This is a genomic window from Runella sp. MFBS21, assembly GCF_029433105.1.
GTDB lineage: Bacteria > Bacteroidota > Bacteroidia > Cytophagales > Spirosomataceae > Runella.
The window spans coordinates 119,155-142,637 of record NZ_JARNTW010000012.1 but is presented as its reverse complement, the minus strand read 5'-3'; the positions used below and the strand labels follow the sequence as shown (position 1 = coordinate 142,637).

Annotated in this window: 19 protein-coding genes; 5 read left to right on the top strand and 14 right to left on the bottom strand. The window is 39.3% G+C overall.

Translation table 11 applies throughout. The annotated features are described in order from the left end of the window. Positions 1-2 precede the first annotated feature (2 nt). The 8 genes from P1X15_RS21100 to P1X15_RS21065 all read right to left on the bottom strand — a co-directional run bounded on the left by P1X15_RS21100 (position 3) and on the right by P1X15_RS21065 (position 9,793). Entirely contained in the window at positions 3-1,196 is a 1,194-nt protein-coding gene (locus P1X15_RS21100; RefSeq protein ID WP_277340114.1) for a hypothetical protein, read from the bottom strand. Positions 1,197-1,246: 50 nt separating this feature from the next. Continuing rightward, the gene (locus P1X15_RS21095; protein ID WP_277340113.1) at positions 1,247-2,068 is read right to left on the bottom strand and encodes a rhomboid family intramembrane serine protease; all 822 of its coding nucleotides are present in this window, start codon (positions 2,066-2,068) and stop codon (positions 1,247-1,249) included. Between the two features lie 739 nt (positions 2,069-2,807). Then, on the bottom strand, positions 2,808-3,449 hold the full coding sequence (locus P1X15_RS21090; RefSeq protein WP_277340162.1) for a Crp/Fnr family transcriptional regulator: 642 nt from the start codon (positions 3,447-3,449) through the stop codon (positions 2,808-2,810). A gap of 89 nt (positions 3,450-3,538) precedes the next feature. Continuing rightward, complete coding sequence (locus P1X15_RS21085) at positions 3,539-5,200, bottom strand: hypothetical protein (protein WP_277340112.1); 1,662 nt, start codon at positions 5,198-5,200, stop codon at positions 3,539-3,541. Between the two features lie 13 nt (positions 5,201-5,213). After that, complete coding sequence (locus P1X15_RS21080; RefSeq protein ID WP_277340111.1) at positions 5,214-6,440, bottom strand: hypothetical protein; 1,227 nt, start codon at positions 6,438-6,440, stop codon at positions 5,214-5,216. Between the two features lie 248 nt (positions 6,441-6,688). After that, positions 6,689-7,468 (bottom strand): LytTR family DNA-binding domain-containing protein, encoded by a 780-nt coding sequence (locus tag P1X15_RS21075; protein WP_277340110.1) that lies wholly within the window; start codon positions 7,466-7,468, stop codon positions 6,689-6,691. Then, a complete protein-coding gene (locus tag P1X15_RS21070; RefSeq protein ID WP_277340109.1) occupies positions 7,465-8,553 on the bottom strand; it encodes a sensor histidine kinase in 1,089 nt (362 codons plus the stop codon). The genes P1X15_RS21075 and P1X15_RS21070 overlap by 4 nt, the downstream gene beginning before the upstream one ends. Before the next feature lie 394 nt (positions 8,554-8,947). Next, positions 8,948-9,793 (bottom strand): nuclear transport factor 2 family protein, encoded by an 846-nt coding sequence (locus P1X15_RS21065; RefSeq protein ID WP_277340108.1) that lies wholly within the window; start codon positions 9,791-9,793, stop codon positions 8,948-8,950. Positions 9,794-10,271: 478 nt separating this feature from the next. Between P1X15_RS21065 and P1X15_RS21060 the strand changes: the two genes are divergently transcribed. From P1X15_RS21060 to P1X15_RS21050, 3 genes are all read left to right on the top strand, one after another. Beyond that, positions 10,272-11,597: an MFS transporter gene (locus tag P1X15_RS21060; RefSeq protein ID WP_277340107.1), complete on the top strand. Its 1,326-nt coding sequence runs from the start codon at positions 10,272-10,274 to the stop codon at positions 11,595-11,597. Positions 11,598-11,809: 212 nt separating this feature from the next. Beyond that, on the top strand, positions 11,810-12,916 hold the full coding sequence (locus P1X15_RS21055; RefSeq protein WP_277340106.1) for an Mrp/NBP35 family ATP-binding protein: 1,107 nt from the start codon (positions 11,810-11,812) through the stop codon (positions 12,914-12,916). Positions 12,917-13,021: 105 nt separating this feature from the next. After that, positions 13,022-13,273 (top strand): NifU family protein, encoded by a 252-nt coding sequence (locus P1X15_RS21050; protein WP_028665566.1) that lies wholly within the window; start codon positions 13,022-13,024, stop codon positions 13,271-13,273. Positions 13,274-13,347: 74 nt separating this feature from the next. Here the strand turns inward: P1X15_RS21050 and P1X15_RS21045 are convergent, their stop codons facing one another. Next, positions 13,348-14,433 (bottom strand): MBL fold metallo-hydrolase, encoded by a 1,086-nt coding sequence (locus P1X15_RS21045; protein ID WP_277340105.1) that lies wholly within the window; start codon positions 14,431-14,433, stop codon positions 13,348-13,350. 161 nt (positions 14,434-14,594) lie between these two features. Beyond that, positions 14,595-17,054: an O-antigen ligase family protein gene (locus P1X15_RS21040; RefSeq protein WP_277340104.1), complete on the bottom strand. Its 2,460-nt coding sequence runs from the start codon at positions 17,052-17,054 to the stop codon at positions 14,595-14,597. A 186-nt stretch (positions 17,055-17,240) separates the two neighbouring features. Here P1X15_RS21040 and P1X15_RS21035 point away from each other — a divergent pair, with 186 nt between their 5' ends. Next, entirely contained in the window at positions 17,241-19,265 is a 2,025-nt protein-coding gene (locus tag P1X15_RS21035) for a transglutaminase domain-containing protein (RefSeq protein WP_277340103.1), read from the top strand. 2 nt (positions 19,266-19,267) lie between these two features. Here the strand turns inward: P1X15_RS21035 and P1X15_RS21030 are convergent, their stop codons facing one another. The 4 genes from P1X15_RS21030 to P1X15_RS21015 all read right to left on the bottom strand — a co-directional run bounded on the left by P1X15_RS21030 (position 19,268) and on the right by P1X15_RS21015 (position 22,991). Next, complete coding sequence (locus P1X15_RS21030; protein ID WP_277340102.1) at positions 19,268-21,355, bottom strand: peptidase domain-containing ABC transporter; 2,088 nt, start codon at positions 21,353-21,355, stop codon at positions 19,268-19,270. A gap of 62 nt (positions 21,356-21,417) precedes the next feature. Beyond that, positions 21,418-21,588, bottom strand: coding sequence for a hypothetical protein (locus P1X15_RS21025; RefSeq protein ID WP_277340101.1), 171 nt, complete (start codon positions 21,586-21,588; stop codon positions 21,418-21,420). Positions 21,589-21,694: 106 nt separating this feature from the next. Then, a complete protein-coding gene (locus tag P1X15_RS21020) occupies positions 21,695-22,333 on the bottom strand; it encodes a hypothetical protein (RefSeq protein WP_277340100.1) in 639 nt (212 codons plus the stop codon). Between the two features lie 133 nt (positions 22,334-22,466). Further along, positions 22,467-22,991: a PolC-type DNA polymerase III gene (locus tag P1X15_RS21015; RefSeq protein ID WP_277340099.1), complete on the bottom strand. Its 525-nt coding sequence runs from the start codon at positions 22,989-22,991 to the stop codon at positions 22,467-22,469. A gap of 139 nt (positions 22,992-23,130) precedes the next feature. Between P1X15_RS21015 and P1X15_RS21010 the strand changes: the two genes are divergently transcribed. Continuing rightward, the gene (locus tag P1X15_RS21010) at positions 23,131-23,481 is read left to right on the top strand and encodes a LytTR family DNA-binding domain-containing protein (protein ID WP_277340098.1); all 351 of its coding nucleotides are present in this window, start codon (positions 23,131-23,133) and stop codon (positions 23,479-23,481) included. Positions 23,482-23,483 lie beyond the last annotated feature (2 nt).

Here is a 23,483-nt window from a genome sequence, read left to right as displayed (position 1 = left end):
TGTTAGATAAGCCCGTAAAAAGTAAGAAGTACTTTTATTTTGGGGTAAATAGGGGGCATCCAAAACAAAAACCAACTGATTTGATTATAGGTTGGGAATAAAAAACAGCCGATGGCGCAGAAAGTAAGGCCATGCTGAAAACTCAACTTTGATTCTGATTTGTAGAGATAAACCAGTGCAAGCAAAACAAGTACAAAACCGTAAGCATAGCTTCGAGAGTGATCTAAAACTATGCTTCCTACCATTATTACACTCAAAGCACTAATCAAATATAAGGTTAGCAAAAGCCAATCTTTGTTTGCTATCATGGCCAATACCACTCCTATAAGCAGAAACCATGCACATTCGTAAGTCACAGTCAGCCCCATCAGAAAAGAATTGTACTGAAAGGTAATCATCGATATGTCGGCTTTGAAAGATAGCAAAAATTGAATTAATGCTCTTAGCAAAACGAATAGTATGATTCCGCCCATTGCCGCCCAAGTAGCCCTATATTTTCGTATCGAAAATAAGGCACGAAGGGGTACTTTTTGGTAGTTACTTTCGTGCCAGTACCACCACAACACAATCGCAGTGCCGCCAATCACGGTTCTTTCGTCCACAAAACCCCCTAGAGCCATCCCCAACGCAATCAAAAGTGGGCTTCTATAAAAGGCTATTATCAATAGTATAAGATATCCTAAAGGGTCATGATAAAAAAAATCGTAGAAAGTCCACTTGGTGACAAATAAATTGGCAAACATAAAAGTGGCTATCACACTTGCCACAGGAGACAGGTATTTGGAAAGAAGGTTGATTAGAAAAACAACAAATAAAACCCCGATAAGAAACTGTACTATAATGTAATGCCTCGCCTGAAGACCTAGTGCATGTAGCGATGCTGGTATGAGAGGGCGTACTATTCGTTTCTTAAAATGTGATTTATCTCCGTCGTTAAGCACTTTTCCCACAAACACACTATCGGGGATAGCCTCAAAAGGATGCGCCCCAATCCAATCAATCATTTCGAGGCGCGCTGCTAGCCGCTTGCCACCAGTGTCCATTTTGACCAAGACTTGGTATTCTGGAAAGGAAGTAAAAAGGATGTATATAATTGTAAAAAAAGCGAGTTTAGACTTCCAATAAGGAGTTTTTGTGAATATTTCTAACCAACTAAAAAGCTTGTTGCAAAGAAAATTCCAGAGAGAAAGTGCCATATATTTTGGAGCAAAAAAAGACGAGGATGCCCACAGTCTCGAAGTGTTATTTAAGTGTTTTTTTCTAGAATTTCTCTCTCTCTTTTCGTAAGACTATCGATTCCCTTAGCGTGGATTTTTTCCAAAATTTTATCAACTTTTTGTTGGTTTTCATAGCGTTCATCCTGATAACGGTCATCTATATTTCGATGGGTTTTTGCGCTGAATGAAAATCCTTGAATATAAAGCCAGCCTGGTCTTTTGAGAATAATGATTAAAAAGACGATAGCGGGAACTACTATTAGTGCTATCACAATCCCATTGGAAGCGATTACTTCTGGGTAAAAAGCAATAGTGGTTAGCAGGCCGACTATTGCTCCTCCTAGGTGAGCATCGTGGCCGATATTGTCGTTGAGGGATTTGATACCATAGATGCAGTAAAATATATAAACAACACCGTAGATCCAGCCTGGAAATGAAAATGGGATAAAAAGTGGTCGAATACCTATGCTGGGAAAAAGAGCAATAAGCCCAAAAATAACTCCACAAACCGCTCCAGATGCTCCTACGGCCATATAGGCACTGTCGTGTCTATGAAAAAACAGGGCAAGCAAATTGCCGCCGATAAGGCTTGCAAAGAAAATTATGCTAAAATTAACGCTTCCTACAATAATTTCAAACGAACTAGCAAAGGCATAGAGCGCGTACATATTAAATCCATAATGCCACCAATCTGCGTGTAAAAAACCAGCTGATACTACGCGTTGGTATTGCTTGAATACGAGTACTTGGTCAGTTTTGAGGGCGTATCTGTGAAAAAAAGAAAGGTCTTTAAAACCTTTATAAGAGGTATAAGCTGTGAATAGGATAAGGACAAGGACAACGGGTGACATCTCTAATTGAAACGGATTTTAGCTACTCCATAATTGGTATTTGAACCAAAAACATAATTTAAAAAGCCAATATACATATTTTCTCCTTTTAGCTTGATATTAGTGATATTGTCCGATAAAAGAGAAGAGTTTGATTTTAAATAATAACTAGATAACAAGGAATAGATAAACTTGGGCATGAAATAAAATGTTGATACTCAGAAAATTTATATAGCAAGATAGGCCTTGGCCTTTTTTTTACTAATTAAATGGAGGAATTTCGCATCTGAATTTCTTTTTTGATTTTTTGTAAATTATTTATCAAACCAATTAACATCGGAAAAAACACAAAAGGAAGAAGCGTGAAAGCACTAAATCCTTTGCTTAAAGTAAATAGAAAACATACAATAAACATCACAATTAGAATCCCGCAAAAAAAAGCCAATGAAGTTTTAAAGGTTTTTCGTTTGTTGAGAAGCTCCTCAAGCGGGAGTTCTTTAAAATCGTTTTGCTCCATTTTAAGTGTATGTTAATATTGAGGTGGGGAATAAATCGGCCAAGATGAGACCACAAAGTAAGCGAATAGAAAATAATAATAAAAGGATAGCTGCGATATATTATAAATTAGATTAGGAAGCCTTACTTCTTAAAAATACGCAATACCTTTTCAAAAACAAATCATACTTGAAGGGCCTTAATAGGGAGCATACTTGGCAAGTGCAAACACCAAGTTCGTCTCAGAAAATAAATAAGAGCGGAGTCAACTTAATAATAGTTCTATTTTATTACGAGAGAGCTTTACTTGCCCCATTTTTTCTAATTGTTTTAATAAACGAGAAATCACCTCGCGTGAAGTAGCTAGCTCGTTGGCAAGGCCCTCGTGAGTAATGCTAAATACTGTGCATTTGCACTGTTTAGATTTTCTTTTGAGAAGATTGATTAAGCGTTCGTCAAGTTTATGAAAAGCGATTTCGTCGATGGCGCTGAGTAAATCTTCAAAACGTTTTTGATAAGTGGCAAACACGAATTGTTTCCATGAAGAATACTTGGTCATCCATTCTTCAATTTTCTCCACTGGAATTACAATCAATTGAGTGCGTTCTTCGGCGATAGCGGTAATTTCGCTCTGCTTTCGGTTGAGGCAGCATGTAAGCGACATAGCACAAGAATCTAATCCACCAAGATAGTATAATAAAGCTTCTCTACCATCACTGTCTGAGCGAAGAATTTTGATAGAACCATTCAAAATAATAGGAACACTGCGAATATACCCGCCAGGACGCATGAGTACATGTCCTTCTTCAATTTCCATGTAATTGCCTATTTGGGACAGTTCTTGCAGAAGACCGATTTCGAAGAGACCGCTAAATTTGGAGTGTAGAAACGTTAAGTCGATTTGCATTAAAATAGCGAGTAAGGGGGTTGTAACAATCATACCTTACTCGCTTAATAATCAACTTTTGGAAATCATAGTTCCCCAAAGTCTAAAATCTATAGGGAAGTAGAGTTTACATTAGCATCGAAGATACCAGTCAAGACTTGGCCGTTACGTTTGATTTGTAAAAAGATGCGGTATTGCCCCGCTTTGGGAAAAGCATAGGGAAATACGATGCGATTTTCGTGCTTCATTTCTTTCATATCGTGAGAGATATTGCTATTCATGCTACTCATGAGCAGTTGGTCACGTTCGGTAGGAGCAAGCGTTTTAAGGTGAGCTAGATAGCGGTCAATACTGTCCCTAAATGCTTTGGTGTCATTCTGAAGTCGATAGATGCGTGTGGTATCCGCAATCCTGGTTTGCATAGTTTGCTGAGCCGCCATCGAATAGGTGCCTACAGGATGTAAATGAATATAGACCGAGCCATCGGCACGCACAATAGCCGCATGACCGTTCATTCCTAAATAAGGCTCCAGCAAAGCAGGGTTGCCATTCGGGTCAAATACCTCAAAAGCAAGCTGATAGGGCTTACCAGCTTCAAAAGCCATATCTGATTTACCTTCCCATACAACCGTGCTACCGTCTTGAAGTTTCGTTTTACTACCGGGTTTGCCGCAAATCACTACGTTTTCATCCATTGGAATTTGTTTTGGACGATTGAGCGGGTCACTTACTACATAGGTGTCCTCAGGGTCGGTTTTGAGCTGACCTTTACCATAAAAAGCGGGGATATCTACCGTATCAGTAATGGTTTCGGTAAATCCTGAGCGTTGTACTATATCTGCATATACCAAGTATTTGCCCGCAGGAAGCTTTGGCAAATAAGCTTCGAAAGTGGTGGTATCGCGACGCTCGGGATGAAGGTGTGCAAAAGCATCAAGAGTGTGCTGACGTACCAAAAACAAATGCATCAGCTTACCATGATCAGGAACTAGAAAACTTAAAGAAGTACGGCGTTGGCGACTTTGGAGAAGTGATAGCGTATCTATTTTGAGTTGAAATACTCGTTCATTGTTTTGATTAATAACAGAAGATTTGCCTTCTAAAGGTTTGTACATATATTGACGATAGTCATCCGACCAGCTGTTCCACCAGCTACTTCCTCCATACAAAATAGCCAAACATGATACTGTCGCAATACCCATGTGGAGCCAACGAGTTTTGCGCTGTTGAGGGGTAAGTTGATTACCAGCTCGTAAGAGACCATCGCTTGCACTTGCTCCAATAGCCGTAACCAAAATAACTACTAGCAAAATCCCAAGTAGGCTCAAAAGCATTCCCAAGCCAGCGGGCATATCACGTTTGGCAGTTGAGATGGCTACTATTGGGACCACAAGCTGTTGAATCCCTTCATCGCCTTCAAGCGTGATTTGTACACTAGAAGCACCACTTGCCATTAGCCACACTATTCCTTGAAACTGCCCTGCGTGGTGAGGAGTGGGGAGAATCTCGTCTGAGGAAGGCGCTCCTTCTGCACCGGTTCGGAAATAGATAGGGCGAGCATGTACACGCTTTACATTGCCGGTTTCTACATATACGGTTATTTGGGCAGTACCCGGAATGACATCCGGTGGCTGAAGATTGACCAATACCCGATAAGCTCCCGCCTGACCTTGAAACAATACGCCTGAGCTTCCTACGTGACTTAAAGCGCCAAATACAATCCCCCAAGATAATACTACAAGGAGTATCGTTTTTATCGAAAATATCTTCATGAACTAAAGTAGCTTAACGTTGAATTTTTTTCATCCATTTGCCCCATACCAAACCTACTCGCGCCGACAAAATCCCGAATCCAAGAGCATAAGCCATCCCTATCCAAAAATCTGCTGTGCTTTGTAGCTGCCAAGGAGCATACTTGAACCGATATTCCCAATTGGGGTCGTTGCCAAAATAGTAATAGTGGGTACCAAAAAACCAATTGCGCGAATGGGGAGATTCTAACAAAAATTCTCCCAAAGGCCATTGAATAAGCAGCATCGTAAGTACAAACACAAGACCCATCACGGTGGCCATGACCCAATCATTGAGATAAGTAAAGCGACGAAGTATCCAGTCCATTATCAAGGCGGGTACGATCAACAACAACGGGAAGGCAAAACCTTGATAATGGTCAATGTGATTCCAAATGGGACCCAGTTTGGGCTCGGCCGGAAACAAAGGAATAATCCAAAGCGTAAGACACATCACTGCCGTATAAACCGCCATGACCGAACTAATAGGCCATTTACCACCTATGCCTCTTCCAAATGCCAACATCAAAAACGGAAAGGCAATGGCCGTAATCTTATAAAAACTAGCACTGTGCATATCGCGGGTGCCAAGTTCCTCTGAAAGCAGCGTGTACCACATCGTAATCAAAAATCCCGCTGCCAAGGCAAACAACAACTGAAGACGATGCGTGCGCCTATGGGTTTGAGGATTGCTAAATACCGCTTGTGCTAGTTGGTTTTTAGCAGCCAAAACACTCACAATCGCTCCAAATTGAACCCCTATTATACCTAAAGCCAATACGGTATGTGGAGGAGATAGTATCTGTACATCCAGACCGTAGGTATTGTGCCACCAATCATCAAATGGCGCTGAGGTAAGCATCATGAGGGCACCCCAAATACAAAACAACGCCCCTAATGAACTATAAAACACTCCCCATACTTTCACACTTTGTGCTTTTTGAGAGGCACTTCCTTTGAAAGTAGTATACAAAACTTGATAGCCAGAAAAAAGCCCAGACACAATGGCACCTACATAAATAACTACATGTGGCGGAGAAAGAAGCCCGTCACGACCAATACTTAAATGCCAACAGATGTCCCAAATAAGACCTACAATAACACAGAGGGAAGAAAATACAACGGCATACAAATAAGGAGGAATGCCCATCAAAAAATCGTTGGTTGCGACCTTAGACGGTTGTGAAGATTGGTCTAAAGGTGCTGAAAGAGAATTGGCCATTTTTAGTTGGTTTAGGAGTGTATCTATTTGCTACGTCTCAAAAAATGAAATGTACTACTAAGATTAAAATAAAAGTTCAGACAAAACACAACACCCCATGTTTTGTTTTCAAAAAATCAATAATAAGATAAAGTGTTGATTATGTTTGGTTTGTGGTTTCTTGAGCAGGTGTATTTGTTTTGTAATGAGATTATAAATAAAGCGTATGGCTAAAGACGAAACTTTAGTTGTAAGACAATTCAAACGGCTTATTCCCCCATCCAATTTCTAAATTCACTCGATTTGTCACGGCTGATAAATACCTCTTCTTCTGTGGGAGGGTGTAAATCGATTTTGAGGCGACTATTAAAATGTAAATGAATCTTATCGACGGCTTTGGGGCAGAGAATAAACTGACGATTAGCTCGGAAGAAGTGTTTGGGATTGAGTAGACACTCAAGTTCGTCTAAGGTGTAGTCGATAATAAAAGCCCGCTCATCCCATGTTTTGACGAAACTAAGGCGTTCTTGACTATAAAAATACGCAATTTCATGAAGCTCTATTGGGATAAGACGTGCGCCTTGTTTCAACAAAAAACGGTCTCTATATTCGTTGGTGCCATGTTGGGTTTGTTTGATAAGGTGTAAGAGTCCGTCGATGTCCAATGGATTATCTTGAGTGGTACCGTATATTTTCTTGAGTTCTTGAAATTTGCCTAAACTACGACGCAAAGCATCCTCATCGATAGGTTTAAGTAAATAATCGACGCTATTGACCCTAAAAGCTTGGATGGCGTATTCGTTATAGGCAGTTGTAAAAATAACGGGACTTTTGATTTCAATTTGATTAAAAATCTCAAAACTCTGTCCATCTACAAGTTCAATGTCCATCAACAAAAGGTCGGGAGCTGAGTGAGTGCTTAACCAAGCAACTGACGCTTCTACGCTATCAAGCATTGCCAAAATCTCAATAGTTTCGTCACAATCTTGTACCATCGTTTTGAGTTGGCGTGCGGCTAGCGCTTCGTCTTCAATGATTATTACTTTCATACGGTTAGTTTGGGGTGTTGCCTACTACTTAGTTCTTTTGTGACGACTTCTCCAATAAGAGGAACTCGTACTTCAAAAACTTTTTCTTTTTCAAAAATCTGCACCTCTGGCTGGCCAAGAAGCGAATATTTGGAGGAGATATTAGTAAGCCCTTTTTTAGGAGAAGGAATAGAATTGTTGGGCTTGCATTGGAGATTGTTCTGAATCACTAAGAACTTGTTTTGATCGGTAAAGATTTTGATATTGAGGGGTTTCGAAGTTGAGACTACGTTATGTTTTACTGCATTTTCTACCAAGAGTTGTAGGGTAAGAGGAGGGATTTGGGTATGTCTACAGCTAGGGTCAATACTTACCTCCAAAGTAATACCGTCTTCAAAGCGGGTTTTTAACAAACTAAAATAAGCATAAGTAAACTCTAGTTCTTTTTCTAGCGAAATGAGCTGCTGCTCATTGCTTTGAAGTAAATACCGATATACCTGCGATAAATCTCCAATAAATCGGACGGCGGTTTTGTTTTCGTTGGACTTGACGAGGGCTTGGAGCGTATTGAGGCTATTAAATAAAAAATGAGGCTGAACTTGGTTTTTGAGAGAGTCTAATTGCATTTCTAAATTAGCGCGGCTCAATTCTTCGGTTTGTCTTTTGCTAATCAGCCATTGGCGAAAAAAGTAGCGACTTTCGTAAATGGCGAAAATAATGGCTATATAAAACAAATTGAGTCCTACCATAAATAGGGTTTCGGAATGAAACCAGTCAAACTTAGGACTATTAGTGATGTTAAAATAATCAAAAAACAAAAGCCGCTGTGTAACGAGTATTATCAAGGCTGGAATACTCAAAAGGCTTAGTGCTATAAGTCGCTGCTGGATTTTTTCGATTCCTGGATATTGCTGTCTTACCTTGATGATAAGCCAACGAGCCATAAGCCATGTAAAATACACCGAAATAAGGCCAACTATTAAAAACTTAGCGACGACGTAGCCGTCGGTACAGAGGGTAGGAAGGTTGAAAAATATAGTAGCCACTGCCCACAAAATCAATGGGCCATAAAAAAGTAATTTTTTATCGTTGAGAATAACCTTCATAGTAGGTGTCAAAATCAGTTATTTACAAAAGTAAATCTCTAACTTACAAAATAGTTCACCTAGCGAATGAAAGCCCTAAAATAACCGCTGAACCGTCATAAAACCATTTTATATAATAGGTCGAGTACGTGGACAGCGCTCAGAAGTTTTTTTGCATAAAATCAGCTCATTGCTTTTACATTTTGAAACAGTGGGCTTCAAGGTAGAAGAGACAAGAGCTTTGAGCGACAAAGATTCAGAGCTTAAACTACAGCTGCTAATCAAAATAACTACTAGAAAAAGAAAAGCTTGGCGAAAGGGTATATTTTTGGACACGGCTGTAGAGTTTTGTTTTAAGAAACTTATATATAAACGTACATTACAGCCCCAAAATTACATATTTATGGCCAAATTTTTAATAATTTACTAAGTCTACCATGACTTGCCAAGTGCCGGCTGCGTTCTTTTTCCAGATTCTGAGATAATTGCCCGACTTAGATTCTTTGGCAAGCTGTATTTCTGCTTTACCATATACGTACCCTAAATCGCCCGAAACAGCTATGTCACCCTCGAGAGGAGTATAATTTACAGAGAATTTAGCATCAGATATAGCCTTTTTTATATCTTCGGAAGTGATGTAGGGGCTTCTTTCTTCACGGTATAGTCTTGCTTGAGGGGCGAGATAATTTTCAAAAATACTTTGTCCCTTCTCGTTCTGTAATTTGCAAAAATGAGTTTCCCAACTCATCAAGTCATCTTTTGCATTTTCGGGATCTACTTTTCCAGTAAATGTGGATTTTGGGGCAGCCTGAAACATCGGAATGATGCCACTTGGTGGATGTGAAATACCAATATCGACTGCTACTTTCCATTCCCCTGAGGGCTGTTTTTCCCACACAGTTACAAAATGCCCGTATTCGTCAATTTTTGTGCTTTTTCGGTCGCTTTTTTGAGTGTACCAGCCCGTAGTATATCCCAAATCGCTGCCAGTTGATAAATCAGCAAAGAGAGGAGACCATGCCAAAACGGCTTCATCGTTAACAGTATTTTGCCACTTCTGATATCCATTTACTGGGCCTGAGGGTTCAAAAAGGATAGCATTAGGCGCCAAATACTTCAAAAAAGCCTCTTTAGTTGACACTTGAATGGAGTGTTTCGCAAAATCTTTCTCAGTTTTTACCAATGATGAAATAGTGGCTTCATATAGATCGTAAGACCACAAAAAACCAGATATTAAATAGTATAAAAAAGAGCTTTGCATAAACGTTTTAAACAGATAGGGGTAAATGTATAGTATTTTAAAGATACAAAAATAAAGAAGGATTTAGTCATAGGCAAATGCTTGATAATCAATTTTTTTTTAATACTCAACATGCTGTTATAACGAACCCTTTCTTTGAATAATAATATTATTGAAATTTAAAATAGACTCCCTCTAATCAATAAGTAAACAATCGTTTAAGTATATGATTTTCAGGCATATGATAGAACCTTGTGATTGGACTATGAGAAATTATTGTTATTAAAATATTGAATAAGTATATAAAGTAGTATAACTAGGGAATGGGTGGAATTTTTAATTTAATGTGTTGAAGTCAAGAAAAAATATACCAAACCGAATGAAGAGTATGATAGCAATTTGCTAATAGTACTATAATGGTAAAATTTTAAGAAAATAAATGAAATATCCAATAGTACTTATGTTAGGTTTGGGACTATATTCTTAAAATCTTACTTCTATGAATAATTCTTCTTCTTCTTTACGATATGCGTGGTACGTTGTAGGCGTATTGATGCTTGCTTATATCTCTTCTTTTATTGATCGTCAAGTACTTACATTGTTAGTAAAGCCTCTTAAGCGTGACTTTGGCATTACAGATACCCAAGTGGGATTATTGATAGGCTTCAGTTTTGCTATTTTTTATACGCTCTTGGGTATTCCTATTGGAAGATTGGCTGACCGCAAAAGTCGCAAAAGCATCATTTTGTGGGGAATCACCATCTGGAGTTTTATGACAGTTCTTTGTGGGGTCACAGATACTTACGGAGAGCTGTTCTGGGCGAGAGTAGGAGTAGGTATTGGAGAGGCAGCTTTGTCACCTGCGGCTTATTCTATGATTAGTGATTTATTTCCACGTCAAAAACTCGGGACTGCTATGGGTGTCTATAATTTAGGTGTATACGTAGGCTCAGGGTTGTCTATATTGTTGGTAGCGCTAATTTTAAAACTTATCAATGTGGAAGGGATGTGGCATGTACCATTTTTTGGAGAAGTATATCCTTGGCAAAGTGTATTTTTCATGGTAGGGTTGCCAGGCTTATTGATTGTGCTCTTGATTGGATTTACAATCAAAGAGCCTGCTCGTCAACAGTCAAGAAAAGAAGCCGTAGCTTTTTTGGAAGTGACTAAATATTTTCGAAGCAACCAAGCTTCATTATTGTGTTTGTTTTTTGGAATTGCTTTTATGGCCTTTGCGTCTTATGCTACCACTGCTTGGATTCCTACACTCTTAGTAAGGAAATATGCTTTTACAGAGTCGCAAGCAGGTTTGTTGTTAGGGGTGATTATTACCGTTTTTTCTACTTTAGGAGTGTATACAGGAGGGCGTTATGCTGACAAACTTACCAAAGATGGCGTAGCAGATGCCAAGATGAGAGTTGGTTTTCAGGGAATGCTCATTGGAACAGCCTTGGCAGGTGTAGTGCTAGTGATGATGATTTTTAAGTTAATTCCCCTTATACTTTTGGTAGGTTTATTGGCAATGATTTGTTTTTTTACTTCGCTCCCTTATGGTGCTGCTACGGCCGCGCTTCAAGAAATGGTACCAGCCCCAATGAGAGCTACTTTTTCAGCTTTCTTTTTATTTGTTGTTAATATAGTAGGATTGGGAGGTGGGCCTTTGGCTGTTGGTTTTATTAATGACAAAATTTTTGGAGATACCCAACAAGTACATTTATCATGGGCTATATCGGTGCTTATCGGTTGTTCATTGTCGTGTATGTTGTTGTTTAAAGGATTGAAACCCTTTGTAAGAAGCATAGACAATGCAAAACAAACTTCTTGATTAAAAATAACTTGCACTAGCTAGTGAGCTTAACAGAAAGTCGATTTGAAGGTCGGCTTTTTGTTTTTTTGCAACAAAAGAGCCTTTTAAGGTCAGAAATAGGATTTTGGCAAACTTTCCTTTTAATTTTGGGGTTCTTTCTTAAATCATAATCAATCAGTATATTCTTGGGAGTAGGAGTGATTTTTTCCCAACGAATGCATGTAAAACCCATGGGAGACTTAACCATAAATAAAGAAAAGATTTTACAAGCACTTAGTACGGTTCAAGAACCAGACTTAAAAAAAGACCTCGTCACCTTAGGAATGGTGAAAGATATTGAGACGGGGATTGATTCGGTAAGCTTTACGGTAGTTCTTACTACTCCTGCTTGTCCTCTCAAAGAGTTGATTCGAAAAGACTGTACAGATGCTATTCATAAGTTTTTTGGAGAGCATATCCAAGTTACTGTCAATCTAACGGCTGATGTCACTACTACTCGCAACGGAGGGCCTGTGGTGCCTCAAGTCAAAAACATCATCGCTATTGCGTCTGGTAAAGGAGGAGTAGGTAAATCGACTGTCACGGCCAATTTAGCGATGGCATTATATCGGTCTGGGGCTAAGGTCGGTATTTTAGATGCCGATATTTATGGCCCTTCGATGCCTGTGATGTTTGGTGCAGAAGAAATGCAACCTCGTATTGTGCAGCGTGAAGGTCGTAATTTGATGGTTCCAGTACAGCAATGGGGTATCAAGCTGATTTCTATGGGCTTTTTGGTACCGGCAGAAAGTGCCACCGTATGGCGTGGGCCTATGGCTAGTACGGCACTTCGACAGTTGATTGGGGATGTAGAATGGGGTGAGCTAGACTATTTGCTGATAGATTTGCCGCCAGGTACGAGTGATATTCATCTTACATTGGTACAAGCGTTGCCAGTGACGGGTGCTGTAATTGTGACTACGCCACAAAAAGTTGCTTTGGCAGATGCCATTAAAGGATTAGCGATGTTTCGTCAACCCCAAATCAATGTGCCGGTGTTAGGAATCGTCGAAAATATGGCCTATTTTACACCAGCGGAATTGCCAGACAATAAGTATTATTTATTTGGAAAAGAAGGTGGGCAGCAGCTCGCCGACAAGTTTGATGTATCTGTAATAGGACAGATTCCTTTGGTACAAGGTATTAGAGAAGGAGGAGATGAAGGCCGTCCTGCTTTTTTGAATGGAGACCCTATCACCAAAGAAGCTTTTCAAGAAGCGGCGGAAAACTTGGCGCAGCAAGTGGCGATACGGAACGCTACGCTGGCTAAGACTAAGCAAGTAGAAATTAGAGTTTGACAACGAAGCGCGTAAGTTGATTTTGACGGAAATAGTAGAAAGTATTTTGGAAGCATATTGACTTACGCTGCAAAAATTAGCATTTTAGCGAATTATATTATAAACATGGAAAATACACTCAAAACTCGCGTCGAAACGGCTCTTGATAATATTCGCCCGTATTTGGAGGCTGACGGCGGAAACGTAGTTGTCAAAGAGATAACCGACGACATGACCGTTCGGCTCGAACTGATGGGTTCTTGTAGCTCCTGTCCTATGTCTACTATGACCTTCAAGGCTGGGCTGGAAGAAGCAATTTTGAAGTCAGTTCCCGAAATCAAAAAAGTAGAGGCGGTTAATCTAACTCCTGCTTTTTAAGAAAGTGTCATGAGAAGAAAACTCACTCATTTTTTCTCATGACACTTTACTATCAATTCTATTTTTTAAAAAGCTTAATAAACCCACCACTCCTTGAGTGGTAAGTTTTTTTCAAGTTCTACTTTTTCTCCAATCATCGGGGTTACAATAGTTTGATTGAGCGCATGGGCTTTTCCCACAAGGCGCTTGATTGGTTCGTGCCATGGATGCAGCGCCAATGTAAATTTACTCCAATGTACAGGTAACAGAACCTTCGCCTTCAAATCAACGGCAGCTTGTACAGTTTCTTCGGGCATCATGTGGATGTATTTCCAATAAGGATGATACTGACCGCATTCTAGGATTGCAAGGTCAAATGGGCCAAATTTTTCGCCAATTTCCTTGAAATGAGTATCATAGCCCGAATCCTCGCCTATATATACTTTATTTTGCGGAGTTTGGATAATAAAAGACGACCAGAGTGTTTGCATTCTTTTAAATCCTCTTCCTGAAAAATGTCTTGCAGGGGCTGACGTTATTTTAAGAGTATTATCAATATCGGTACTTTCCCACCAGTCAAGCTCTGTGATTTGAGAAGAGGAGTATCCCCAATGTATCAAGTGAGAGCTCACTCCTAAGGAGGTGACTACTTTCTTTACTTTTGGTTGCAGATTTTTGACCGTCTCATAGTCGAGGTGGTCGTAGTGGTCGTGGGTAATGATAAGCAAATCCAGAGGTGGGAAATCGTCTAGTGTGTAGACATTACTGCCTTGATAATTGGCGCCAAAAAAAGAAACCGGAGAGGCATGTCCACTAAAAACGGGATCTACTAAAATATTTTTCCCATTGATATGTAAAAAATAAGACGAATGTCCAAACCACACCACTACAGGCTGGTCTGATTGAATGTTTTTAAGGTCAGTTTTTATAGAAGGCAACACTTTTAAGGGTTCTTTTTCGGATACTTTAGAAAAGTAGGCTTTCAAAATATCGAAATAAGAAATTCCTTCGGCTAAATCGGGCGTCAAATGTTGATTTTGGAAAGCACCATTTTTGTAATGAGGAGATTGCTTGATGCGGTCGAGATGAGAGCCAGAAGGATTTTTTCCAAATTGAGGTTGTTGCATAAACAAATAAACCCCCAATGGGATAGTAACTAAAATCAGTACTAGGGTAATCATGAAGTTTTTGCGTTTGCGAGACATAAAGTAGTGGTAAGTGGGATTTTTATCACACATTTTGAAGAAACAAAGAAAGTCTTCAATTCATCCCAAATCTTCTAAATTTATCTGAATGAACCTTAGATAGCAGATACATTCAGGGCAATTACCTTTCCAAAAACTTAGCGAAGCTCCTTTCGCTCTATGTATTTGTAATTTTTGGTCCCTAGCATTTTATAATGCTTAGCTAGTTCTTCTGACTTTAATAAGTGGTATGCTTGGGCTATTTGATTAAAAACCCGATTCCAATCTGGTTGGAGGCGTAGGGTAGCTGGTAGATTTTGTATCACAAGACCATTGTCGGTGCGGTGCTCGTATTTAAGAGCTGCTTTGGACTCATAAAGAGGATGAATATTGAGATAATGATCAGCCGCAATACGATAAATATTTATTACACTGCGGGCTTGCTTTACATCTTGCTGCATTTGGGCATATCTTAAATTTGCCATTTCTAGCAGTGGTAGATAATCTAGCACATTCAAAAATGAAGATTTACGGTAGAGGATAAGCGCCTGTGAAGTATCGCCTTCTATGGTGGCAATATTTCCCAAATAGCAGTAAGGGCGGCTTAGGTATGGTAGTTCCTTAATTACTTTTTGTAGTATAATTTTTGCTTCTTGGGTCTTGCCTTGTTTCAACCACAATTTTCCGAGTTTTGCGGCCAAAATCGTACTATAGTTTTGGGCAATGCTATTTTGTAAATCGTTGGTAGATTGAGCTATCAAAGAGGCGAGTTTGCCCGGATAGCGAAGTTCAAATGCCTGGAAAAAATCAGAATCAATAGCTTCTGGATCTCGACGGATGGCTTGTTTGTAATATGAAAATGCTTGTATACTATCACCTTGGCACTCAAATACTAGACCATTCCCAACCAAAAATTCGGTATTGTTGGGGTCAAGTGCTACAGCTTGTTTAAAGTGCATTAAGGTTTGGGCAGAATTGTATTGCAAAAGAAAACTCAGCCATCCTTTTGTAAAATGAAATCCTGCATCGTGAGGATTGATTTGTAGGGCTTGGTCTATATACTGTATTGCTTTTGGCAACGCTTGTTGCGAAGGTTTTAAACTGTCTGAACAGGGTGATTGAGTTTCGATAGAGAATGAGCCAATGATTAAAGCGGCCAATTCATGATAAGGGGCGACCTGAGGTGCTAAGTCAATCGCCTTTTGTACATTTTCTAAAGCCTCTTTTGAAGCATGATTGTGCCAGTGTTTTTGGGCCTCGGAAGCGTATCGGTTCGCTTCATAATACTGGTATCGTTGATAATAACTCCACAGACTTATGCCTAAAATAAGACTTCCTAAAGTAAGCCACAACGTTTTTTGAACTTTAAAAAAAACTGAATAGCTACGGCGAGTGGCAATACCAATATAAATACTAGTGAGGGTCCAAACTGCAGAACTATAGAGTAGAGTTGAAAAAAACAATTCACGTACAAAAATACTTATTAGTGCCGCCAGTAGAATAATATCCATGAGGGCACCGTCGGATGAATGTGCCTGCTTTATGTTTTGCCATAATGACCTCAATACCAACAAAAAAAATAAGGAAAAAACTAGTAAACCTAAGACACCTTTTTCGATGAGAATTTGAAGATAAGTGTTGTTTGTAAATCGGGAAAAACCTTGATCCTCATTAGCAGGTTGACATAAGTCGCTAACTATGGGGTAGTTGTTACTGCCTACTCCCAAAGCCCAGTAATTTTCTAATTGACAAAGGCTATTTTTTAAGATAGTAAGCCGACCTTGATTACTACGCTGCTGTGACACGGTTTTGTTGAGCGAAAGTGTAGTTAAGATAGGCTGAGAGATAATAGTTGCCAATAGAGTAGTTGACAAACCTCCGATGAGCAAAAGCCGAATGAATGTCTTAAAATGGAAAGTTTGGAAGTACCATAGCAGCAGACACAGCACAACCCAAAATACAATCAGAGACACATAAGCTCCTCGCGAAAAACTCATAAAAACGCTTAGATTAGTAAGAGCGAAAGCGAATAAAGTAAGTACTATTCCTGTTTTTGAATGACGAAATAAACTACCTGCTATAAGTGGTAAGGGTAAAAAACAAACCGCAATACTGGCCCATTCGTTGGTAAAAAGCTTGAAAGGGGCAAACATGCTTTTGAAATGTGAGATGTCACTCCAGCCTTCTAGTTGAAGTTGACTTTGAAAAGAGAGAAAAATAGAAAAGCTAATCAGTATCAACAATAAAGAATACCCAAAAAGCCCTAAAATGAGCGTATGAGTTGACTGAACATGCTTTAGAGTTATCCTTACGGTGGTATAAATCAAAAAAAAGTAGATGGTTCTCTCAAATGATAAAAAACTGTTAGGCTGATAAATTGAAAAACCATAATTGAGGATTTCGGAAAATAATAGTAGAGTAAATGTCGCATCTACCCACGTAAAAGCTATAAAATTTTGGTTGGAAGTGGCTAGTCGTAATATTATAAAGATAGTACCGAGGAGTAGGACAGGAAAAACTAATGAAATATTCCAAAAACCTATGTAAATAACAATGAGAAGAAGTAAAACCAATAAAAAATCTTGCCGCCGGTACTGGGAGTCGAAGGATATTTTCATACGCGCTGAAGGAAATTAAGGCTTAGGCAAAGGTTGAGGAAATTTTATTGGAAATAGCAGGTTTTTTGTGATATTTACTCACAAAATCGAGGATATTTCTTCCAAACTTCCCCCAACAAAGGGGTTAAAAATATCCCTAAATGCTCTTTTCTAAGAAATCTCTGATATTCTCTCAACGTCGCCTTTATGTCAAACTTTCGTATCTGCCTGTATCTTAGTTGGATTACCTTTAGCTACGTCATGCTTGCGGGGTGTGGTAAAAACAAAAATGCTGATCCTTTAGAACATAATCTAAAGCTGGCGGGAGACAATCGTCCTGAGCTTGAGAAGGTACTGACACATTATCGTCAAAACCCTAACGATAGCCTTAAGCTCAAAGCGGCCATTATTCTCCTAAGCAATATTGAAAAAGCTACTTACTACGAGGGACCTTGGTTAACCCAATACAATGCTATTTTTGCCAATACGGCTCCATTAGTAGATTATAAAATCAAGACATTGAAAGATTCCTTGATTTCGAAGATTGTGGAAAAAAATGATAAAAATCTCTTCACAGAAAGTGACTTAAAGTCTTTAAAATCAACGTTTTTTATTGAACATATTGATTTGGCATTTGCAGCTTGGCAATCCGCACCATGGTATAAGTCTGTGAGTTTTGACTCTTTTTGTAATTATATCCTTCCATATCGAAATTTTTCAGAACCTCCTACTCTTTGGCGAAAAGAACTCAGGGCTCGTTATGATTCATTGATGGCATCTAAGTATGATACTGGCATGCAAGAACTAACATGTCGTTTTAATGAAGAACTCATCACTTGGTTTAAATACTCAATTCATTTTGATGATTATCCAGGTCGTATCGATATCAACAATTTGTTGCGGGGCAAAAGAGGTAACTGTTCGGATATGGCCAATTTAGCTGCCTATATTGGACGTGCATACGGTATTCCAATTGCGATTGATTATACTCCCCAATGGGCCAATCATACAGCAGGGCATGTTTGGAATGCACTTATAATTAATCAAAATGAGTTTTTACCTTTTCTAGGAGCGGAAGATAGTCCAGGTGACTATTATTTGTTTACTCGTGGAGAGTCCAAGCCCGCCAAAGTGTATCGCAAAAACCTCATCAAAGTGGACTCTAGCTTTGCCGTCAAAGCTGAAAGACTAGGGATTGAAGAAAGCGAATTGCCCATTTATTTAAGGAATGCGCGTGCATTGGATGTGACTCATTTATACACACCTATTGGTGATGTTGAACTGGATTTTGATGTTAGCGACGATACCCCTGTTTATTTATGTATTTTTCAAAGGAATAATTGGCAGGCGATTGGAGGGGGCTTTGTGAAAGATAAAAAGGCATTATTTAAAAATATGGGTCGTGGAATTTTATACATGCCTATGTTTTATAAAAAAGGATCATATGAGGCAGCAGGTGCGCCCATTATTTTCCCGTTAGAAGGTAACCCCATAGCTATTCGGTTTGATGCTTCCAAGCGAGAATCCTTGCTAGTAGAGCGAAAATACCCGCTCAAACGTACGAGAAGCAAGCTTTATATGGCTGAGTTTTACAGATACGCACGTTTTGAGGGGGCAAATACTCCTGATTTTAAAGATGCTACATTGCTATATACCATTGAAAATCCTATGGAAAAATGGGTGCTAACCGATGTAGGTGGTTATAAGATGAGAGATAATTTACAGTATGAATCCCTCTGGGAAGAGGCTACTATCAAGAGTCCAAAAGCTTTTCGTTATGTACGATTAGCACAAAGTTTTCATGAATCCATTAAAGTGGGAGAATTGGAGTTTTTTGCTCCTAAATCATCTACACCACTTAAAGGTACTGCTATAGGTTCGGTTCCAAATCCTCATCATGCTTTTGACGGAGTACCTGGAAATAGTATTGTTTTGAACAAACAAAGGGGCGAAGACCACTGGGTCGGTCTTGATTTGGGAACAAATACTCCTATTGCTAAAGTCAGGTATTTACCAGTTAATGATAATAATAAAATCCAGCCTTCTCGAACTTATGAATTGTTTTATTGGGATGAATATTGGAAACCACTTGCTAAGCAAAAAGCGAAAGGACATACCATTACTTTTCAAAATGTGCCTTCTAATGGGCTTTATTGGCTTCACTGTCGCGATTGTAATAGTACTGAAGAGCGTCCCTTTAGAATGGTCAATGGTACCCAAGAATGGTGGTAACATTACGCCCTAATACGATAGAGGCGGTCGGCGATACGAGCAGATTCGACCCTATGGGTTACTAAAATGACGCCCATGCTAGATTTTAAACGCACCAACAAATCCAGCACAGCTTGTTCCATTTGATTATCCATAGATGCGGTGGCTTCGTCGAGCAGCAGTAACTGTGGCCGAGGGTAGAGGGCCCGCGCCAAAGCTACCAATTGGGCTTGACCCCCTGAAATATTAACACCGGTTTCTCCCAATATAGTGTTGAAGCCGTATGGGAATTTTTCAAAATACTCAGTCAAACCATGGATTTCAAAAAACTCAATGAGCTTCTCAGTATTTTCTTCGGTAGGGGTGTCGAGCAAAATATTCTCAAAAAGTGAACCATTGAAAAGTTTAACCTGCTGAGGTACCACTCCTACCAAACCTCGCCAGTGAGGCAACGAAAGCGACTCGAAGTTGATATCATTAACTTTAATAAGTCCGCTCTCAGGGTTATAAAACCCTTGTAAAATCTGTAATAAAGTACTTTTACCACCACCACTTTCTCCCAAAATTCCTATTATTTCACCCTTTTTGAGGGTCATATCAAAAGAATCAAGCAGAAGAGGGCGGCCAGTAAATCTAAAATTAAGTTTTTCTATCCGCAATTGCTCGAAGGTACTAATCTCCAAATCACCCCCAAACAGTGCTGCTTCACTAGGCAAAGTGGTAAACTCCTGCATTCGCTCTAGGGCTACTTGCGCTTCTTGTAATTGAATATTGATTAGAGCCACACTAGCAGCTGAGGCCATTATCATGCTGATCATTTGGGTAATAGCCATCACCGACCCTACAGACAGGCTACCTTGTACTACAAGCCACGAGCTATACCAAATGATTCCGACAATAAACAAAGTACTTGCCACTTGAGAGCTAATATTGAATCGATTGGATACCAGTCCCAGTTGAAATCTAGCTTCCTGAAACAATAGGTAGACATTTTTGGTAAGGCTAGCAAAGTGAGTTTCTCGATTACCTACTTTAATAGTGCCAATTCCTTGAATGGTATCTATATAATGACTCTCATTTGAAGCGTATGTTACCATTGTTTTTCTTTGGTTATCAATAAGCTTGTGGTTGAATAGGTATACTATCCACCCAAACAACGGCAGCCAAGCAATTGGCAATATACCTACAGAAGTATGGTAGTTGAACAAGACAAGGACATTGACTAAAATTACTACAAATTCGAGGGCTAAGTTGGCGAAGAGGTTGGAAATGGTTTGCTGAATGCGACTTGTGTCGTTGAGACGGGCAATCAAGTCGCCTGTTTTTCGGGTATCAAAAAAAGACTTAGGAAGTCCTAAAAGAGTAGAATAGAAATATTCGATGATGCGGACGTTAAAGTACTTGGTTTGGCGTAGTAAAAGAAGCTGTCTCAAATAAGTAAACAAAGCTCGTATTAAGAGCAAAAATAGTAGTAAACCTGCTCCAACGCTTAGTTTAAATAAGTCTTTTGAAGGTAAGATGTAATCGACTAGTTTTTGAGAGAAAATGGCCACCGACAATCCTAGCCCCGAAATGACTACCCCCAATACAAAAGCCATTAAAAGTGAATTGAGATCTTGTGCGGCAAATCTGTAAAGCCATTGAAGTTTTGTCCAATAATTGTTTGGAGTTTTTTCATTCAGAACACTTTCTGTAGCGCGTAAAAGTAAAAGAGTCTTGGATTGCCATAGGGTATCCAACTCATGTGCAGAGATATAGCTTATCTGTGATTCACCAGGGTCACTAACGATAAATGTGTCTCGAATGCTATCATATCCATAGCATACTACAAAATGAAGTAGATGTCCGCTTTTTAGAATGTGTAGTATCGCAGGAGAGGAAAGTTGCTTGAGATGAGCAATGTCGGTTTCAAATCCTTGGGCTTCAAGTCCTAGTTTTTTTGAAGCTTGAAAAAGACCTAATAAGGTAGTTCCGGTAGAGGAAGTGCCACTCCAGTTTCGAATTTTAGTAAGGGTAGTATTGCCACCAAAAGAGCGTAAAACTGACAACAAGCAAACCGCACCACAGTCAGACTCTTCGCGCTGAGTCAGATGAAAAGATTGATAATTCATAAAAAATGAAAAATCCAGTTTATCTTTTTAGAATAAACTGGATCAGGGATGTGGGAATAATTCTAACCGTAATTGTCTCCGTCGCTTCCACCGCAATATCTTGCGATAAGATTCTGAGCAAACTTCAACAAAACAGGATTGCCAAGTGTCACTGCTAAGGTAAGTACCTGATTAGCATAGAAACAAGTACCCCCTTCAATCTTGGCCATTCGTTCGAATGAGAGAAGTTTCATAAGTTGAATTGGAAAAATAACAGCCTACTCGTTGCAGGTTTTTCGGCAGACACCTAAAGGATTATGTAATAAAAACAAAGGTAAAATTATTAGGTCAATAATAAAACTAAAGAATTACTAAAAACGTCACCAATATAGTCCAAATCACTAGCCCTGTTCCGTAAGTGCCTAAGACCACAAGAAGCCATTTGGCAAACCCATATTGACGGATTTGATTCAATGCTAGAGCCGTTAGTAATATAAAAAACAATTGGGGTAAGTTTGCAATTTGTAAGGGAAATACTGCCCAATTAGGAAGAGATTGGGTATCAAATAGCTCAAATAGAGAGAGCTTGGGAATGTAGTTGAGGTCTTCAAGACTGGATACTCCCTCATAAGCATAAATACCCATCAATACTACACGAGTGATTGCAAAGATGATGTAGGCCTTGGTAACTGCTCCAAAAATCTGTTTGAAGGTGATTTGGTATTCAAATAGTAAAGTGCCTAGGTTAATAGCAAGAGTAATCAAAAAAATTTCGGCAATGACTTTCAGCACTGCGCTTAATAATAATAACCAAAAGCTCTCCTTAACACTCGTAACGGCATTTTCGACCTCCTCCATCGTCATTTGCTCCGCAAAGGAGTTATAGAGGAATTTGTCATTTAGGATATATTCTTTGAGCGAAAAACTAAAAACAATTTCTACGAGCAAAATAACAATTAATATAATAAGATAATTGATTTTAAAGTATTTGGAGAGCATATATAACGTTGGTTTATGTAAAGATAAGCGATAAGCCCGCTAAATTTACTTATCTTTTAGATGTGAACCCACTTGCAAGGTAGTAGATTGTGGGTATAGTAATATATTAATTTTATTTTACGAATACAGTAAACTACTGCCAATAGTCTTTTAGTAGGCCCTTGTGATCATTTCGGAGCAAAAGCTCAAAAAGCTTAACAGTGGCTGAGGCATCACCCATCGCGCGATGTTGCTGGGTATGAGGAATCGCTAAATCACGACAGATGTTGCCCAAACTGTATGATTTATAACCGGGAAAAATCTTTTTACTAAGACGCACAGTACAGAGAGTATCTCGGTCGTAATATTCGTCGATACGCTGGTATTCTCTTTTTATAAAACCATAATCAAACGTGACATTGTGCGCCACGAAGGTAGCATGGCGAGTGATTCGACTTATTTCTGGCGCAATTTCTTCAAAAGTAGGTGCATCTTTCACCATATGGTTGTTGATGCCTGTTAGCTGTGTAATGAAGCCCGGAATCCAGCACTGAGGATTGACTAATGTTTGAAAAGAATCAATAACGGCATGGCCATCATGGCGAACAACCGCAATCTCTGTAATGCGACTGGTGGCATAAGCTCCACCGGTGGTTTCAATATCTACAATGGCAAACATGAGGTAAATTTAGTAATTTGACATAGCATTTGGAATAAATACGGGGAAAATACGGACGGCATAGTGGGAATTTTCCCGTTGATTGGCAGAGGGGGGAGTCGCAATTTTGCAATGACACTTTAACCCCCTCCATTTGTTTATGAAAACGCTCTTATTAATTGAAACCTCCAATGGAGTTGTTGGAATAAGGTTGCCCATGAATTCCTATAAAGTCTTTGTACCTTTACAAGAAATCGTAAGACTAGAAGGAGAACGCAACTATACATGGGTTGTTCTCAAAAATGGTAAACGCATTTTGATTTCAAAAACCCTAAAACTTTTCGAAAACGTATTACCTACGCCATTTTTGAGGGTGAGCCGAGGTTGCATGATCAATCTGTTGTACGTAGTTCCTTGCAAAAATCGAATCTTCAAACTTACTGATGGATTTAAAGTGCCTGTGTCGAGGCGACGTGTCAAAGTGCTGGAAGCCCTTCAAGAGGCTGCTTGAAA

Bases quoted from the DNA above. Each gene is read 5' to 3' on its own strand.
- P1X15_RS21100 (WP_277340114.1), bottom strand. From the start codon at position 1,196: ATGGCACTTTCTCTCTGGAATTTTCTTTGCAACAAGCTTTTTAGTTGG.
- P1X15_RS21095 (WP_277340113.1), bottom strand. From the start codon at position 2,068: ATGTCACCCGTTGTCCTTGTCCTTATCCTATTCACAGCTTATACCTCT.
- P1X15_RS21090 (WP_277340162.1), bottom strand. From the start codon at position 3,449: ATGCAAATCGACTTAACGTTTCTACACTCCAAATTTAGCGGTCTCTTC.
- P1X15_RS21085 (WP_277340112.1), bottom strand. From the start codon at position 5,200: ATGAAGATATTTTCGATAAAAACGATACTCCTTGTAGTATTATCTTGG.
- P1X15_RS21080 (WP_277340111.1), bottom strand. From the start codon at position 6,440: ATGGCCAATTCTCTTTCAGCACCTTTAGACCAATCTTCACAACCGTCT.
- P1X15_RS21075 (WP_277340110.1), bottom strand. From the start codon at position 7,468: ATGAAAGTAATAATCATTGAAGACGAAGCGCTAGCCGCACGCCAACTC.
- P1X15_RS21070 (WP_277340109.1), bottom strand. From the start codon at position 8,553: ATGAAGGTTATTCTCAACGATAAAAAATTACTTTTTTATGGCCCATTG.
- P1X15_RS21065 (WP_277340108.1), bottom strand. From the start codon at position 9,793: ATGCAAAGCTCTTTTTTATACTATTTAATATCTGGTTTTTTGTGGTCT.
- P1X15_RS21060 (WP_277340107.1), top strand. From the start codon at position 10,272: ATGAATAATTCTTCTTCTTCTTTACGATATGCGTGGTACGTTGTAGGC.
- P1X15_RS21055 (WP_277340106.1), top strand. From the start codon at position 11,810: ATGGGAGACTTAACCATAAATAAAGAAAAGATTTTACAAGCACTTAGT.
- P1X15_RS21050 (WP_028665566.1), top strand. From the start codon at position 13,022: ATGGAAAATACACTCAAAACTCGCGTCGAAACGGCTCTTGATAATATT.
- P1X15_RS21045 (WP_277340105.1), bottom strand. From the start codon at position 14,433: ATGATTACCCTAGTACTGATTTTAGTTACTATCCCATTGGGGGTTTAT.
- P1X15_RS21040 (WP_277340104.1), bottom strand. From the start codon at position 17,054: ATGAAAATATCCTTCGACTCCCAGTACCGGCGGCAAGATTTTTTATTG.
- P1X15_RS21035 (WP_277340103.1), top strand. From the start codon at position 17,241: ATGTCAAACTTTCGTATCTGCCTGTATCTTAGTTGGATTACCTTTAGC.
- P1X15_RS21030 (WP_277340102.1), bottom strand. From the start codon at position 21,355: ATGAATTATCAATCTTTTCATCTGACTCAGCGCGAAGAGTCTGACTGT.
- P1X15_RS21025 (WP_277340101.1), bottom strand. From the start codon at position 21,588: ATGAAACTTCTCTCATTCGAACGAATGGCCAAGATTGAAGGGGGTACT.
- P1X15_RS21020 (WP_277340100.1), bottom strand. From the start codon at position 22,333: ATGCTCTCCAAATACTTTAAAATCAATTATCTTATTATATTAATTGTT.
- P1X15_RS21015 (WP_277340099.1), bottom strand. From the start codon at position 22,991: ATGTTTGCCATTGTAGATATTGAAACCACCGGTGGAGCTTATGCCACC.
- P1X15_RS21010 (WP_277340098.1), top strand. From the start codon at position 23,131: ATGAAAACGCTCTTATTAATTGAAACCTCCAATGGAGTTGTTGGAATA.